At 64.6% G+C, this 15,795-nt stretch carries 16 protein-coding genes; all 16 read left to right on the forward strand.

What is annotated here, in order from left to right:
- Positions 1–254: 254 nt before the first annotated feature.
- The 16 genes from rplO (at position 255) to CRO50_RS08700 (ending at position 15,788) form a co-directional block, all read left to right on the forward strand.
- Entirely contained in the window at positions 255–725 is a 471-nt protein-coding gene (gene rplO, locus CRO50_RS08625; RefSeq protein ID WP_097145502.1) for a 50S ribosomal protein L15, read from the forward strand.
- Between the two features lie 108 nt (positions 726–833).
- Positions 834–2,198, forward strand: coding sequence for a preprotein translocase subunit SecY (gene secY / locus CRO50_RS08630; RefSeq protein ID WP_097145503.1), 1,365 nt, complete (start codon positions 834–836; stop codon positions 2,196–2,198).
- Positions 2,195–2,773, forward strand: a complete 579-nt coding sequence (locus tag CRO50_RS08635) for an adenylate kinase (RefSeq protein ID WP_097145504.1) — start codon at positions 2,195–2,197, stop codon at positions 2,771–2,773. The genes secY and CRO50_RS08635 overlap by 4 nt, the downstream gene beginning before the upstream one ends.
- Before the next feature lie 616 nt (positions 2,774–3,389).
- Positions 3,390–3,758, forward strand: a complete 369-nt coding sequence (rpsM, locus tag CRO50_RS08640; protein ID WP_097145505.1) for a 30S ribosomal protein S13 — start codon at positions 3,390–3,392, stop codon at positions 3,756–3,758.
- A gap of 15 nt (positions 3,759–3,773) precedes the next feature.
- The gene (rpsK, locus tag CRO50_RS08645) at positions 3,774–4,166 is read left to right on the forward strand and encodes a 30S ribosomal protein S11 (RefSeq protein ID WP_097145506.1); all 393 of its coding nucleotides are present in this window, start codon (positions 3,774–3,776) and stop codon (positions 4,164–4,166) included.
- A 114-nt stretch (positions 4,167–4,280) separates the two neighbouring features.
- Positions 4,281–5,297, forward strand: coding sequence for a DNA-directed RNA polymerase subunit alpha (locus tag CRO50_RS08650; protein WP_097145507.1), 1,017 nt, complete (start codon positions 4,281–4,283; stop codon positions 5,295–5,297).
- A gap of 292 nt (positions 5,298–5,589) precedes the next feature.
- A complete protein-coding gene (gene rplQ / locus CRO50_RS08655) occupies positions 5,590–6,012 on the forward strand; it encodes a 50S ribosomal protein L17 (protein WP_097145508.1) in 423 nt (140 codons plus the stop codon).
- Positions 6,013–6,213: 201 nt separating this feature from the next.
- Positions 6,214–7,593: a trypsin-like peptidase domain-containing protein gene (locus CRO50_RS08660; RefSeq protein ID WP_416061072.1), complete on the forward strand. Its 1,380-nt coding sequence runs from the start codon at positions 6,214–6,216 to the stop codon at positions 7,591–7,593.
- Entirely contained in the window at positions 7,593–8,927 is a 1,335-nt protein-coding gene (locus CRO50_RS08665) for a replication-associated recombination protein A (protein WP_097145510.1), read from the forward strand. Before CRO50_RS08660 ends, CRO50_RS08665 begins: the two co-directional genes overlap by 1 nt.
- An 88-nt stretch (positions 8,928–9,015) precedes the next feature.
- On the forward strand, positions 9,016–9,399 hold the full coding sequence (gene crcB, locus CRO50_RS08670; RefSeq protein ID WP_097145511.1) for a fluoride efflux transporter CrcB: 384 nt from the start codon (positions 9,016–9,018) through the stop codon (positions 9,397–9,399).
- A complete protein-coding gene (locus CRO50_RS08675) occupies positions 9,396–10,448 on the forward strand; it encodes an RluA family pseudouridine synthase (RefSeq protein ID WP_097145512.1) in 1,053 nt (350 codons plus the stop codon). Before crcB ends, CRO50_RS08675 begins: the two co-directional genes overlap by 4 nt.
- Positions 10,449–10,452: 4 nt before the next feature.
- Positions 10,453–11,127: an HAD-IA family hydrolase gene (locus CRO50_RS08680; protein ID WP_097145889.1), complete on the forward strand. Its 675-nt coding sequence runs from the start codon at positions 10,453–10,455 to the stop codon at positions 11,125–11,127.
- On the forward strand, positions 11,127–11,852 hold the full coding sequence (locus CRO50_RS08685) for an ATP12 family chaperone protein (protein ID WP_097145513.1): 726 nt from the start codon (positions 11,127–11,129) through the stop codon (positions 11,850–11,852). The genes CRO50_RS08680 and CRO50_RS08685 overlap by 1 nt, the downstream gene beginning before the upstream one ends.
- A 224-nt stretch (positions 11,853–12,076) precedes the next feature.
- Entirely contained in the window at positions 12,077–13,096 is a 1,020-nt protein-coding gene (locus CRO50_RS08690; protein ID WP_097145514.1) for an amino acid ABC transporter substrate-binding protein, read from the forward strand.
- A 225-nt stretch (positions 13,097–13,321) separates the two neighbouring features.
- Entirely contained in the window at positions 13,322–14,479 is a 1,158-nt protein-coding gene (locus CRO50_RS08695) for an amino acid ABC transporter permease (protein WP_416061077.1), read from the forward strand.
- A gap of 1 nt (position 14,480) precedes the next feature.
- A complete protein-coding gene (locus CRO50_RS08700; RefSeq protein ID WP_097145516.1) occupies positions 14,481–15,788 on the forward strand; it encodes an amino acid ABC transporter permease in 1,308 nt (435 codons plus the stop codon).
- Positions 15,789–15,795: the final 7 nt, after the last annotated feature.

Consider the following 15,795-nt stretch of genomic DNA (forward strand, 5'->3'; position numbering starts at 1 on the left):
GTCGGCCAGGGTGGCGAAGGGCGAAGAAGGCCCCGAGGGGGGCCGCGGGGCACCCATGACAGGGCTGTGACATAAAGCCTCAGCTGCTGCCTGCGGGCGGGCGTGGAAGATGCCGCGAGCCTTGCATCGCGCAGGGCTTCCCCGTATACGCGCCCGGTGGCCCGGCTATCAGAATCGGGTCGCGTGAAAAGCAACCAAGAAAAGCCGTGTTCATCCCATCCGCTTCGGGGGTGTTTCCGGCAAGGAGAAGCGCAATGAAACTGAACGAACTCCGCGACAATCCGGGCGCATCCCCGAAACGCACGCGTGTTGGCCGTGGTCCGGGCTCCGGCAAGGGCAAGATGGGTGGCCGTGGTATCAAGGGTCAGAAATCCCGTTCCGGCGTGGCCATCAAGGGCTACGAGGGCGGCCAGATGCCCCTCTACCAGCGTCTGCCCAAGCGTGGCTTCAACAAGCCGAACCGCAAGAAATTCGCCGTCATCAACCTGGGCCTGATCGCCGCCTTCATCGAAGCCGGCAAGATCGACGCCAAGGCGCCCGTGACCGAGGACGTGCTGGTCGCATCCGGCCTGGTCCGTCGCAAGCTGGACGGCATCCGCGTTCTGGCCAAGGGCGAGATCACCTCTGCCGTGACCATCGAAGTCACCGGTGCCTCCAAGTCGGCCATCGAGGCCGTCGAAAAGGCCGGTGGCTCGCTGAAGGTGGCTGCCGCTTCCGCGGAATAAGGTTGTGAGCCGCCGGTCGGCGGCTTACATCTTGCCACGTCATTTCTCATCGAGCGCCGCCGAGCCTGGAAATGGCTTCGGCGGCGCTCTGCCAAGAAAGAGAGCCATATGGTATCTGCAGCAGAACAGATGGCTGCCAACACCTCCTGGGCCGCACTCGGCAAGGCCACGGAGTTGCGCAAGCGCATCCTCTTCACCATCGGGTTGCTGATCATCTGCCGGCTCGGCACGTATATTCCGGTTCCCGGAATCGACGGTGCCGCGCTGCGCGAGTTCATGGAAGGCGCGGGCCAGGGGATCGGCGGCATGCTGTCGATGTTCACCGGCGGCGCCCTCGGCCGGATGGGTATCTTCGCCCTCGGCATCATGCCCTATATCTCTGCCTCGATCATCGTGCAGCTCATGACGGCCATGGTGCCGGCGCTCGAGCAGCTGAAGAAAGAGGGCGAGCAGGGCCGCAAGAAGATCAACCAGTACACCCGCTACGGCACCGTGCTGCTGGCCACGCTGCAGGCCTATGGCCTGGCCGTGTCGCTGGAAGCCGGCGATCTTGCGTCCGATCCCGGTCTCTTCTTCCGCCTCGAAGCCGTGATCACCCTGGTGGGTGGCACGATGTTCATGATGTGGCTGGGCGAGCAGATCACCGCGCGCGGCGTCGGCAACGGCATCTCGCTGATCATCTTCGTCGGCATCATCGCCGAGGTCCCCGCCGCCCTGGCGCAGTTCTTTGCCTCGGGTCGTTCGGGCGCCATCAGCCCGGCCGTGATCATCGGCGTGATCGTCATGGTCATCGCGGTCATTGCCTTCGTGGTCTTCATGGAGCGCGCCCTGCGCAAGATCCATATCCAGTACCCCCGCCGCCAGGTGGGCATGAAGGTCTATGACGGCGGCTCTTCGCACCTGCCGATCAAGGTGAACCCCGCAGGCGTGATCCCGGCGATCTTCGCCAGCTCGCTGCTGCTGCTGCCGACCACCCTGGCGACCTTCTCGGGCACCGATACCGGCCCGGTGATGTCGACCATCCTGGCCTACTTCGGCCCCGGTCAGCCGCTCTACCTGCTGTTCTTCGTGGCGATGATCGTCTTCTTCGCCTACTTCTACACCCACAACGTGGCGTTCAAGACCGATGATGTGGCCGACAACCTGAAGAACCAGAACGGCTTCGTGCCGGGCATCCGCCCTGGCAAGAAGACCGCCGAGTTCCTCGAGTATGTCGTCAACCGCGTCCTGGTCCTTGGTTCCGGCTATCTGGCATTGGTCTGCATCATGCCCGAAATCCTGCGGAACCAGTTCGCCGTGCCCTTCTATTTCGGCGGCACATCGGTGCTGATCGTCGTTTCCGTGACCATGGACACGATTCAGCAGGTGCAATCGCATCTTCTGGCCCACCAGTACGAGGGCCTGATTGAAAAATCGCAGCTGCGCGGTAAAGGTAAGCGCCGGGCACGCAAGGGAGGAGCTGCACGTCGATGAATATTATTCTGCTTGGACCGCCGGGAGCCGGTAAAGGCACTCAAGCTGGCATGCTGGTGAAGGAGCGGGACATGATCCAGCTCTCGACCGGGGACATGCTGCGCGAGGCCCGTACCTCGGGCACCGAAATGGGAAAGGTCGTCGCTGACGTCATGGACCGCGGCGAACTCGTCACCGACGAGATCGTCATCGGCCTGATCCGCGAGAAGCTGGAAGGGCCCCAGAAGGGCGGTTTCATCTTCGACGGTTTCCCGCGCACCCTGGCCCAGGCTGATGCCCTGGAAGCGCTGCTGGCCGAGATGGGTCAGAAACTGGATTGCGCCATCGAACTTCGCGTTCGTGACGAAGTCCTGGTGGACCGCATCGTCAACCGCGCCAAGGAGGCCGTCGCCGCAGGTGGCGACGCCCGTGCGGACGACAATGAGGAAAGCCTCAAGAAGCGCCTGATGGAATACTACAAGAAGACCTCTCCGCTGCTTGGCTACTACCATGCCAAGGGCCTGCTGAAGCGGGTCGACGGGCTGGCCTCGATGGAGGTCGTCAAGGCCTCGATCGGCGCGATCCTCGACAACTGAGACCGTCTGGACAGTGATTGATGAAGGGCGCCCCTCGGGGCGCCCTTTTTCTGTCGGGCCTGGCGCGGCGCGGGATCTGCAGCGCGGGGCAGGGGCCATGCGCCTCCCTTTCTTCGCCTTGGGCCAGAATGGGGTGATCGCAGCCTGATTATTCCGCATCCCGCCCCCAGCATTGGCCGGCCCCTCTGCAAGTGATTGTTCCGGATCGTCTATGTCAGCGGCCAGGGCAGCCGGCGCGCGGGGCCGTCAGCGGTTCGGCTCCCCTGGGTGTCATGTTTCGGCTTTGCACCGCCGGTGACGCCGATCCGTGGCCTTGATCGCGGCGGGCGGACAAGCTAGTTTGAGGGTACAGCCTCTCGGGCGCATTCCCGCCCTTACGGACCCATGTCCGAGCTGCCGGTAGACGAACCGGCGGGCTCTGACGTAACCGTGAAAAATGGGTTGACCCTCCGCGCAATACAAAATACGCAGCCCTATCCCCGGTCTTGTGTCGATTCTTGACACGTCTCGCGGGGGGAGCGAATTCAGACATGGTCCAAGGTCTCAGTACCTCGGGCCATCCTGTTGTGAAAAAAGGTTCTGGAGCTACGGAACCGCAACCAAAGGAAAGTGACCATTGGCACGTATCGCCGGCGTTAACATCCCGACTGCAAAGCGGGTTCCCATCGCCCTCACCTACATCACCGGTATCGGCCCCGCATCGGCCAAGGCCATCTGCGAAGCTGTGAACATCGACGCTACCCGTCGCGTGAACGAGCTGTCCGACGCCGAAGTGCTCTCCATCCGTGAGCATATCGACGCCAACTACACCGTGGAAGGCGACCTGCGCCGCGAAGTTCAGATGAACATCAAGCGCCTGATGGACCTCGGCTGCTACCGCGGTCTGCGTCACCGCCGTAACCTGCCGGTTCGCGGTCAGCGTACCCACACCAATGCTCGTACCCGCAAAGGCCCCGCAAAGGCCATTGCCGGCAAGAAGAAGTAAGGGGAGCGCACAGATATGGCACGTGATACCCGTCGTGGGGCCAAGAAAAAGGTCTCCAAGAACATCGCAGCTGGCGTCGCACATGTGAACTCCAGCTTCAACAACACCAAGATCCTGATCTCTGACGTGCAGGGCAACGCCATTTCCTGGTCGTCTGCCGGCACCATGGGCTTCAAGGGTTCGCGGAAATCGACCCCCTACGCCGCTCAGATGGCTGCAGAAGATGCAGGCAAGAAGGCGCAGGAACATGGTGTGAAGACCCTCGAAGTCGAAGTGCAGGGCCCCGGTTCGGGTCGTGAATCCGCGCTGCGTGCGCTGGCTGCCGTCGGCTTCAACATCACGTCGATCCGCGACGTGACCCCGATCGCGCACAACGGCTGCCGTCCGCCGAAGCGTCGTCGCGTCTGATCGGACATACCATTTCGGGGGGTCGCGCCTTGGCGCGGCCTCTCTTTCGTCTTTTGAACCTCGGGCGTGCCGGCCTTCGGACATGGGGCCGGGACAGGAATTGAGGAGACACGCATGATCCACAAGAATTGGGCCGAACTGATCAAGCCGACCCAGCTTGACGTCAAACCGGGCAACGATCCCGCGCGCCAGGCGACCGTCGTCGCCGAACCGCTCGAGCGGGGCTTCGGCCTGACGCTCGGCAACGCGCTGCGTCGCGTGCTGATGTCCTCGCTGCAGGGCGCGGCCATCACTTCCGTCCAGATCGACAACGTGCTGCACGAGTTCTCGAGCGTTGCCGGTGTGCGTGAAGACGTCACCGACATCGTGCTGAACCTGAAGGGCGTCGCCCTGCGCATGGAAGTCGAAGGCCCCAAGCGCGTGTCGATCTCGGCCAAGGGTCCGGGCGCCGTCACCGCCGGCGAAATCGCCGAGACCGCGGGTATCGAGATCCTGAACAAGGATCACGTGATCTGCCACCTCGACGAAGGCGCGGACCTGTTCATGGAGCTGACTGTGAACACCGGCAAGGGCTATGTCCCCGCCGACCGCAACAAGCCGGAAGACGCCCCGATTGGCCTGATCCCGATCGACGCGATCTACTCGCCGATCAAGAAGGTCTCCTACGATGTGCAGCCCACCCGTGAGGGCCAGGTGCTGGACTATGACAAGCTGACGCTGAAGGTGGAAACCGACGGCTCGATCACGCCGGATGATGCCGTGGCCTATGCCGCCCGCATCCTGCAGGACCAGCTGTCGATCTTCGTGAACTTCGAAGAGCCCGAGTCCGCCGGCCGCCAGGACGAGGACGACGGTCTGGAGTTCAACCCGCTGCTGCTGAAGAAGGTCGACGAGCTCGAGCTCTCGGTCCGTTCGGCAAACTGCCTGAAGAACGACAACATCGTCTACATCGGCGACCTGATCCAGAAGACCGAAGCCGAGATGCTCCGCACCCCGAACTTCGGCCGCAAGTCCCTGAACGAGATCAAGGAAGTGCTTTCGGGCATGGGCCTGCACCTCGGCATGGACGTCGAGGATTGGCCGCCGGACAACATCGAAGACCTGGCCAAGAAGTTCGAAGATCACTTCTGATCCAGGGCTTCGGCAGAGAGAATTGCGCAGGGCGGGGATTTCCCCGCCTTGCGTCTTGAAGGCCCTCCCGGCCTCGTTAACCAAAGGCTAACGAAACGGGGCAACGTACGCCCGGCACCGACGTGATACCGACGTTGTACCGACGCGTTACAGACGTTGCACTTACAGGGTTTTGGGGCTATCAGCCCCGCACGGACCGGGCCACCGCAAAGGCCCCAAGGAGAGTCGGTGACACGCATCGCCGGCCGGACAAAGCAAAACAGCCCGTAGAGGGCACCTAGGAGTAAGACATATGCGTCACGCAAAAGGTTACCGCCGCCTGAACCGTACCCACGAGCACCGCAAGGCTCTGTGGGCAAACATGGCCGGCTCGCTCATCGAACATGAGCAGATCAAGACCACCCTGCCCAAGGCCAAGGAACTGCGCCCGATCGTCGAGAAGCTGATCACGCTCGCCAAGCGTGGCGGTGACGATCTGCACGCCCGCCGTCAGGCCGCGTCCAAGCTGAAGCAGGACGCCCTGGTCCAGAAGCTCTTCGACGTTCTCGGCCCGCGCTACGCCGAGCGTCAGGGTGGCTACATCCGTATCATGAAGGCCGGCTTCCGCTACGGCGACATGGCACCGATGGCGATCATCGAATTCGTCGACCGTGACGTCGACGCCAAGGGCGCAGCCGACAAGGCCCGCGTCGAGGCCGAAGAAGCCGCGGAATAATCCCGCAGCCTTCGACAGTTTCAAAGGCCCCGCTTCGGCGGGGCTTTTTCTTTTTGTGCCATGGGGTTGGCCCTGCCCGCCAGCTGCGCATTGCGATGCCCGGCCCCAGGCCGCACGACCCCGTGACCCCGCGCACCTTGCCTTCCGCGCCCCACCTCCGCATATCTGGACCCTGACGACCGACGCAGGAAAGGCCCCCAGGTGTTTCGACTACTCGCCACCCTGATGCTCTCTTTCTCGATGGCGCTGCCCGTCGCGGCCGAGGTGCCGCAGAGCAAGGCCCAAATCTCTCTCAGCTTCGCGCCGCTGGTGAAGGAGGCCACCCCCGCCGTGGTCAATATCTACGCCCGGCGGATCGTCGAAAGCCGCGCCTCGCCCTTCGCCAATGACCCGGTGTTTTCCGAGTTCTTCCGCAACTTCGCGCCCTCCCGCCCGCGGGTGCAGAACTCCCTGGGCTCCGGCGTGATCCTGTCCGATGACGGCTACGTGGTGTCCAACTACCACGTGGTGGGCCAGGCGGATGAGATCCGCGTGGTGCTGAACGACCGGCGCGAGTTCAACGCGGAGGTGCTGCTGGCCGATGCCTCTTCGGATCTGGCGATTCTGAAGCTGGATAACGCCAGCGACATGCCCCACCTGGCCCTGCGCGACAGCGACACGGTGGAAGTGGGCGAGCTGGTGCTGGCCATCGGCAATCCCTTCGGGGTCGGTCAGACCGTCAGCTCTGGCATCGTCTCGGGGCTGGCGCGTTCGGGCACGGCGACGGGCAACGAGCGGGGCTATTTCATCCAGACCGATGCGCCGATCAATCCGGGCAATTCGGGCGGCGCGCTGATCGACGTGTCGGGGCAGCTCATTGGCGTGAATACCTCGATCCTCAGCCGCTCAGGCGGCTCGAACGGAATCGGTTTCGCCATCCCCGCAGGGCTGGTGAAAGAGTTCCTGTCCCAGGCCCGGCGCGGCGCAGAGCACTTCCAGCGACCCTGGGCCGGGATGACCGGGCAGGCGGTGGATGCGGACATGGCCGACCACTTCGGTCTCACCCGCCCCGAGGGTATCGCCATCACCGAACTGCACCCCGCCTCTCCGTTCCGCGATGCCGGTTTCCGGGTGGGCGACGTGATCCTGGCCGTCGGGGGGCAGCCCGTGGCCTCGCCGCCCGAGATGATCTTCCGCATGACCGTCGCGGGGCTGGGCAATAGCGTGCAGGTGACCCGGCTGCGGGATGGAAAGACCAGGGATATCGAGGTCCAGATGACGACCGCCCCGGAAGAGCCGCCGCGCGACCCGCGCGTCACCGGACAGCGCAGCCCGATCCCCGGCCTGGCGCTGGTCACGGTCAACCCGGCGGTGATCGCCGAGGCGGGGCTTGCTCCTGATACCCAGGGCGCATTGATCACCGACCCCGGCAGCATCGGTCTGCGTGCCGGGCTGCGGGCGCTCGATGTGATCGAGGCGGTGAACGGCGCGCCCGTGACCACCTCGGCCGAGGCGCTGCGGGCGCTTGACGATGCACGCGGCATGCTGGCGCTTTCGGTGCAACGCGAGGGCAAGCTGCTCTCCATGCGGTTCCGGCTCTGATGGCGGATCTCTTCGACAGCGATCCCGCGCCCGGCGAGGCGTCCGACACCGCAGCAGGCCCCCGCCCGCTGGCCGACCGGCTGCGCCCGCAGAGCCTGGCCGAGGTCATCGGTCAGAGGCAGGTCATCGGCCCAGACGCCCCGCTGACCGTGATGCTGGCCTCGGGCGCGCTCAGCTCTCTCATCTTCTGGGGGCCGCCGGGCACCGGCAAGACCACCATGGCGCGACTACTGGCCCATGAGACCGATCTGCATTTCGTGCAGATTTCCGCGATCTTCTCGGGCGTGGCGGATCTGAAGAAGGTCTTCGAGGCCGCCCGCCAGCGCCGCCGCATGGGGCAGGGGACGCTGCTCTTCGTCGACGAGATCCACCGCTTCAACAAGGCGCAGCAGGACGGCTTCCTGCCGCACATGGAAGACGGCACGATCCTCCTGGTCGGCGCCACCACCGAGAACCCCAGCTTCGAGCTCAACGCCGCGCTTCTGTCGCGCGCCCAGGTGATGGTGCTGGAGCGCCTCAGCCTTGAGGATCTCGAGCTGCTGGCGCAGCGTGCCGAGACCGCGCTGGACCGCAAGCTGCCGCTCGATACCGAGGCCCGCGAGGCGCTGCTTGGCATGGCCGATGGTGATGGCCGGGCCTTCCTGAACCTGGTCGAGCAGGTGGCCGCCTGGAAGGTCGACAAGCCGCTCGACCCCGAGCAGCTGGCCAAGCGCCTGATGCGGCGGGCGGCGAAATACGACAAGTCCGGGGATGAGCATTACAACCTGATCTCGGCGCTGCACAAATCCGTGCGCGGCAGCGACCCGGATGCGGCGCTCTACTGGTTCTGCCGGATGCTGGAGGGCGGCGAGGACCCGCGCTATCTGGCGCGCCGCATCACCCGCATGTCGGTCGAGGACATCGGCCTGGCCGATCCGCAGGCGCAGACCATCTGCCTGGATGCCTGGCAGGTCTACGAACGGCTGGGCAGCCCCGAGGGCGAGCAGGCGCTGGCCAATGCGGTGATCTACCTGGCCCTGGCACCCAAGTCGAACTCCACCGAGATGGCCTATCTCGCCGCCCGTGCCGAGGCGCGGAAGACGGGCTCGGTCATGCCGCCGAAACATATCCTCAATGCGCCGACCAAGTTCATGGCGGGGCAGGGCTATGGCGCGGATTATGCCTATGACCACGATGCCGAGGACGGGTTCTCGGGGCAGAACTACTTCCCCGAGGGGATGAAGCGGCCGGACTACTACCAGCCCGTCGAGCGCGGTTTCGAGCGGGACCTGAAGAAGCGATTGGAGTACTTCGCCCGGTTGCGGGCCAAGCGGGCCGGAAACCCGGGGACCTGATCCGGCCGCCTGTGCCCGACGCAGGGTGCAAACCGGCTTGAACCCTGTAAAGCTTGACATTGGGGGGCGCGCAAGCGAGAGACGCCGGATGTTTCTGACACTGCTTAAAGTTGCTGCCGGGGGCGCCATAGGTGCCTCGCTCCGTTACCTGTCCGGGGTGGCGATCCTGCGTCTTGCGGGACCCTCGCTGCCGATCCCGCTGGGGGTGCTGACGGCGAACATCCTGGGCTCCTTCCTGATGGGGGCGCTGGTGGTCTATATTGGCCACAAGGGCCTGACCGGCTGGAACCCCTTCCTGGCGACGGGCATCCTGGGTGGCTTCACCACCTTCTCGTCCTTCTCGCTGGAGGCGCTGACGCTCTTCGAGCGCGGGCAGGCCGGGCTGGCGGCGCTTTACGTGGGCCTGTCGGTCATCATCTCGCTGGCGGCGATCGTCGCGGGAACCTATGCGATGCGGGGGATACTGGCATGAGCAGTGTACAGCAGATCGAGATCCCGGCAGGCGATGCCGACATGCGGCTGGACCGCTGGATGCGGCGGACCTTCCCGCAGCTGACTCAGGGCCGGATCGAGAAGATGTGCCGCAAGGGCGAGCTGCGCCTTGATGGCGGGCGGGTGAAGTCCAATACGCGGCTGGCGCCGGGCCAGGTGCTGCGCGTGCCGCCGATCCCCGAGGGCGAGGCCCCGGCGCCGAAGGCGGCTGCGAAGATCTCGGATGCGGATGCGCAGATGATGATGGATGCGGTGCTGTGGAAGGACGACCATATCATCGCCCTGAACAAGCCGCCGGGCCTGCCTGTGCAGGGCGGCTCGAAGCAGACGCGCCACGTGGACGGCCTCTCGGAGGCGCTGAAGTTCGGCTACGACGAGAAGCCCCGCCTGGTGCATCGTCTCGACAAGGATACCTCGGGCCTGCTGCTGCTGGCCCGCACCCGAGAGGCCGCCGCGAAGCTGACCGGCGCCTTCCGGTCGCGCGAGACGCGCAAGATCTACTGGGCGCTGGTGGCCGGTGTGCCGACCCCCTACATGGGCACGATCAAGTTCGGCCTGGTGAAGGCGCCTGGCCATGGCTCGGGCGGTGAGGGCGAGAAGATGCTCTGCGTCCATCCCCGCGACATCGACACCACGCCCGGTGCCAAGCGCGCCGTGTCCGATTACTCGGTCCTGTGGCGGCTGGGTCAGCGGGCGGCCTGGGTCGGCCTGGTGCCGGTCACCGGGCGCACGCACCAGCTGCGCGCCCATATGGCCGAGATCGGCCACCCGATGATCGGCGATGGCAAATATGGTGGTTCCAGCCAGGAGAACCTTGGCGACGGCTGGGGTGCGCAATTGGGCGGGGAGGTCAGCCGCAAGCTGCACCTGCACGCCCGCCTGCTGCGCTTCACCCATCCCTTCACCGGCAAGCCGGTAGAGCTCGAGGCACCGCTGCCCGACCACATGAAGCGCTCCTGGGATCACTTCGGCTGGTCCGAGGGCTCGGTGCGCAAGGACCCGTTCGATCTGGATGAACCGCTGGGGTAAGCAGATGTCCGACCTGAGACTGGTGATATTCGACGTCGATGGCACGCTCTCCGATTCGCTCGGAGAGATCCGCGCCGCCATGGCCGTCGCCTTCGACGAGGTCGAGCTGACGCTGCCCTCGCGCGACGAGATCAAGCGAATCATCGGTCTTTCGCTGGCAGAGGCGATGCCCCTGCTGGCGCCCGAGGTGCCCCCAAGCACCCATGCGCGGCTGGTCGAGGTCTACAAGCGCGCCTACCAGCAGAATCGCCTGGCCGCCGGGCCTGAGCATTCGCCGCTCTTTCCCGGCATGCGCGCGCTGGTTCAGCGCCTGTCGCAGGAGCCCGAGACGCTTTTGGCCGTGGCCACCGGAAAATCCCGCCGCGGGCTGGAAGCTCTGCTGGATGTGCATGAAATGCGGGGATATTTTCAGTCGATCCAAGTGGCTGACGATCATCCCTCAAAACCCAATCCGTCGATGATTCTCACCGCCCTGGCCGAGACCGGCGTGGCGCCGGAGAGGGCCGTGATGATCGGCGACACCCGTTACGATATCGACATGGCCAGGGCGGCGGGCATCGCCTCGATCGCCGTCGGCTGGGGCTATCATCCGCTGTCGGAACTGAGCCAGGCCACCGCCAGTGTCGAGACCCCCCAGGGCCTTGCCGCGGCCATTGATCGGCTGACCGGAGAGAAGTGATGAGCGACTGGAAACCCCGCGTCTTCTGGACCGAGGCCCGAGCGGTGCCCGCCACCGGCGGCTACACCGTCGAGCTCGACGGACGCCCCGTGCGCACCCCCGCCAAGGCCCCCCTCGTTGTGCCCTCAGAGCCGCTCGCACAAGCTTTGGCTGGCGAATGGGCGGTGCAGACGGAGGTCGTCGATCCCACCATCATGCCGCTCACCCGGACCGCCAATTCGGCCATCGACAAGGTGACCCATCAGCACGCCGACGTGGCCGAGATGCTGGCCGCCTACGGTGATGCCGACCTGCTCTGCTACCGCGCCGACAGCCCGGCGGAACTGGTGGACCGGCAGAACCGGGAATGGGACCCGGTGCTGGATTGGGCCGCCTCCGAGCTGGGCGCGCGCCTGGCACCGCGCCAGGGGATTCTGCACGCCCCCCAGGACCCCGTCGCCCTTGAGACGCTGCGCAGCCGCGTCCATGCGCTCGACCCCTTCGAGCTGGCCGCTTTCCATGACCTGGTGGCGATCTCGGGCTCTCTGGTGCTGGGCTTTGCCTCATTTTTGACCAATTGGACCGGAGACCGCCTCTGGGAGATCTCCCGCCTCGACGAGACTTGGCAGGAAGAGCAATGGGGCGTCGATGACGAGGCACGCGAGGTGGCGGCCCTGAAAAAGGCCGCTTTTGACGATGCGCGCCGTTTTATGTCGCTTTTGGCGCAGGATTCCGGACGCAGTTGAGCCAGCGCTGCGCCCAATATTTACTCGCCTTCCGCAACGTCGCCCAGGTTCCGGCGCGACATCCTACGTTCGCTTTTCGTGATGAATGGCTTGACCGGCTGCGATGAATCCGCTCAGTGTTTAGGCACTGTTAAGGGGGAGCACCCTTAGCGCTTTCGTCCCCGGCCCGCTACGGTCGGAGAACCGCCGTAGTGGACAAGGCGGACCATCAGGAAGAGGTAAACATGAAAAAATCCGTATTTCTTGGCGCGCTGACCGTTGCCGGCCTGGCCGCCGGTGTTGCTGGCGCAGCCACCGTCGATGACGTGAAAGCCGCCGGCAAGCTGAACTGCGGCGTCACCACCGGCCTCGTGGGCTTCGCCGCCCCCGACGCGAACGGCGAGTGGGAAGGCTTCGATGTCGGCGTCTGCCGCGCCGTTGCCGCAGCCGTTCTGGGCGACCCGACCGCCGTCGAATTCGTTCCGACCACCGGCAAGACCCGCTTCACCGCGCTGGCCTCCGGCGAGATCGATCTGCTGGCCCGTAACACCACCTGGACCTTCTCCCGCGACGTGGACCTCAAGTTCACCTTCGTAGGCGTGAACTACTACGATGGTCAGGGCTTCATGGTTCCCAAGGAGCTGGGCGTGTCCTCGGCCAAGGAACTGGACGGCGCGACCGTCTGCATCCAGACCGGCACCACCACCGAGCTGAACCTCGCGGACTTCTTCCGTGTGAACAACATCAGCTACGAGCCGGTTCCGATCGAAACCAATGCCGAAGCTCAGCAGCAGTTCCTGGCCGGTGCCTGCGACGTCTACACCACCGACGCCTCCGGCCTGGCAGCGACCCGCGCCACCTTCGAGAACCCCGGCGACTACGCAGTTCTGCCCGAGATCATCTCGAAAGAGCCGCTCGGTCCGCTCGTTCGCCATGGCGATGACGAGTGGGGCGATATCGCTCGCTGGACCCTGAACGCCCTGATCGCGGCCGAAGAATACGGCGTGACCTCCGCCAACGTCGAAGAGCTGGCAGCAGCTCCCACCGACAACCCGGAGATCAACCGTCTGCTCGGCACCGAAGGCGAGCTGGGCGCGATGCTCGGCCTCGAAGCCGACTGGGCCGTGAAAGCCATCAAGGCTGGCGGCAACTACGGTGAACTCTTCGAGAAGAACATCGGCGAGAACACCCCGATCGGTCTCGCTCGTGGCCTGAACGCCCTCTACACCGACGGTGGCCTGCTCTACGTGCCGCCGTTCCGCTAAGATCTGAACGGGGAGGGGCGCGGCCTAGGCTGCGCCCCTCCTCCATATCATGTCCCGAAAAGGGACTGACCCGGCCTCGCGCGAAGACGCCTTTAAAGAACTGGCCGGACACGGGGAAGATTCACAATGACGACGCTTACTGATCCGCCGGCGGAGTCGTTCAAGCTATCCATGCTTGTCTACGACACGCGTTACCGGTCCTACACATTCCAGATCATCGCGCTCATCGCCGTTCTGACGTTGCTCGGCTGGCTGACGAACAACACGGTCCAGAACCTGCACGACCTGGGCAAGGAGGTCGATTTCGGCTTCCTGAACACGCCCGCCGGTTACGACATCAACCAGCGCCTGATCGAATACGACAACCAGGACACCCATTTGCGCGCAGCCTTCGTCGGGCTGCTGAACACGCTTCTGGTCGCTGTCCTCGGCTGTGTCACCGCCACCATCATCGGGGTCATCGTGGGCGTGCTGCGCCTGTCGAGCAACTGGCTCGTCGCCCGCCTGATGACCGTCTATGTCGAGATGTTCCGCAACGTGCCCGTGCTGATGTGGATCGTCCTGGCCATGGCCATCCTGATCGAGAGCCTGCCCTCGCCGCGCGACTTCCGGGGGGACACCCCCGAGGCGACGATGAAGCTCTTCGATACGGTCGCCTTCACCAACCGTGGCGTCTACGTGCCCGAGCCGCTCTTCTCGCGCGGGATCGGTGACCTGTCGGTCTTCGGTGCCTTCGGCATCAGCCTCGACCTGGTCGCCATCATCGTGGTGCTCATCGGCTCCTTCTGGGTGGCCAAGCGGATCGGCCGCAAGGCGGATGCGACGCAGGAAGCCACCGGCGTGCGTCCGCGGACCTGGCATGTGCAGACCGCGGTGATCGTGCTGCCGGTCGTCCTCCTGCTGATCCTGCTGGGCTTCCACCTGGGCTACCCGGCGCTGAAAGGCTTCAACTTCCAGGGCGGCACCCATATGCGGAACTCGCTGATCGCCCTCTGGCTGGCGCTGTCGCTCTATACCGCGGCCTTCATCGCCGAGAACGTGCGTGCCGGCATCCTGGCCATCTCGAAGGGTCAGACCGAAGCTGCCGCGGCGCTTGGCCTCAGGTCCAACCGGATCATGAACCTGGTCATCCTGCCCCAGGCGCTGCGGGTGATCATCCCGCCGCTGATCTCGCAGTATCTCAACCTGACCAAGAACTCGTCGCTGGCGATCGCCGTGGGCTACATGGACATCACCGGCACGCTGATGGGGATCACCCTGAACCAGACCGGACGAGAGCTTGAGACCGTGCTTCTGGGCATGCTCGTTTACCTGGTGATCTCGCTGATCATCTCGGGTGTGATGAACGTCTACAACGAGCGCAAGAAATTGGTGGAGCGTTGATATGAGCGATACACACGCAGAAACGGTCCTCTTTGTCCGTGAAACCATGCTGGAGCAGCAAGAGCCGCCGTCCTCGATCGTGGGGCCGGTTGGCTGGGCGCGAAGCAACCTGTTCAATGGCTGGAAGAACAGCCTGCTGACGGTGCTTTCGCTGGCCTTCGTCTTCTACCTGCTCTCGGGGCTTCTGCCCTGGTTCTTCTCGCCGACCTGGTATTCCACCTCGCTGACCGAATGCCGCGAGATCCTTGCCGGGCACGAGGGCGCCTGCTGGGGGGTGATTCGTGAGCGCTGGCTGCAGCTGCTCTTCGGCTTCTATCCCTCCGAGCTCTACTGGCGTCCGATCCTGACGCTGATCCTGCTGCTGTTGGCCCTGGGCCCGGTGCTCTACACCGATTACTTCCCGCCCAAGCTGCTGTACTTCTCGGCCGCCTTCCCCTTCCTGATGCCCTGGCTGCTCTGGGGCGGCAGCATCTGGATGCCGCTCATGGTCGCCGCTGGTTTCGGCATCGGCTACGCCGTCTTCGCGGCGATGATGAAGGTCGCCAATGCCGGGATCTCGCTCTTCGTCGCCGCAGTGGTGGCGGTCCTGTGGTGGATCTTCCTGGCGGCCCCGGTCGCCAATGGCATCGCCTCTCTGGTGCCGCTGCTGCCGCTGGAGCCCGTGCCTTCGCGGAACTTCGGTGGCTTCATGCTGTCGGTCACCATCGGCGTCACGGCCATCGGCTGCTCGCTTCCCATCGGGATCGTGCTGGCCCTTGGCCGCCGCAGTGACCTGCCGCTGGTCAAGGTGCTCTGTGTCTGCTTCATCGAGTTCATCCGCGGCGTGCCGCTGATCACGCTGCTCTTCGTGGCCTCGGTGCTGCTGAACATCTTCCTGCCGCCGGGCACCAACTTCGACATCATCCTGCGGGTGATGATCATGGTGACTCTGTTTGCCTCTGCCTACATGGCCGAGGTGATCCGCGGGGGCCTCGCGGCCCTGCCCAGTGGCCAGTACGAAGCCGCCGATGCGCTTGGCCTCGACTACTGGAAGGCACAGCGCCTGATCATCATGCCCCAGGCCCTGAAGATCTCGATCCCCGGTATCGTCTCGACCTTCATCGGCGTGTTCAAGGACACGACGCTGGTGTCGATCATCGGCCTCATCGACCCGCTGGGTCTGGCCAATGCGATCCGCGCCGACACCGCCTGGAACGGTGTCTACTGGGAGCTGTTCATCTTCATCGGTGCCGTCTTCTTCATCTTCTGTTTCTCCATGTCCCGCTACTCGATGTATCTGGAGCGCAAGCTTCAGACCGGGCACCACTGAGGAGTAA

It is taken from the genome of Pseudooceanicola antarcticus (assembly GCF_900215355.1).
Taxonomy (GTDB): Bacteria; Pseudomonadota; Alphaproteobacteria; order Rhodobacterales; family Rhodobacteraceae; genus Pseudooceanicola; species Pseudooceanicola antarcticus.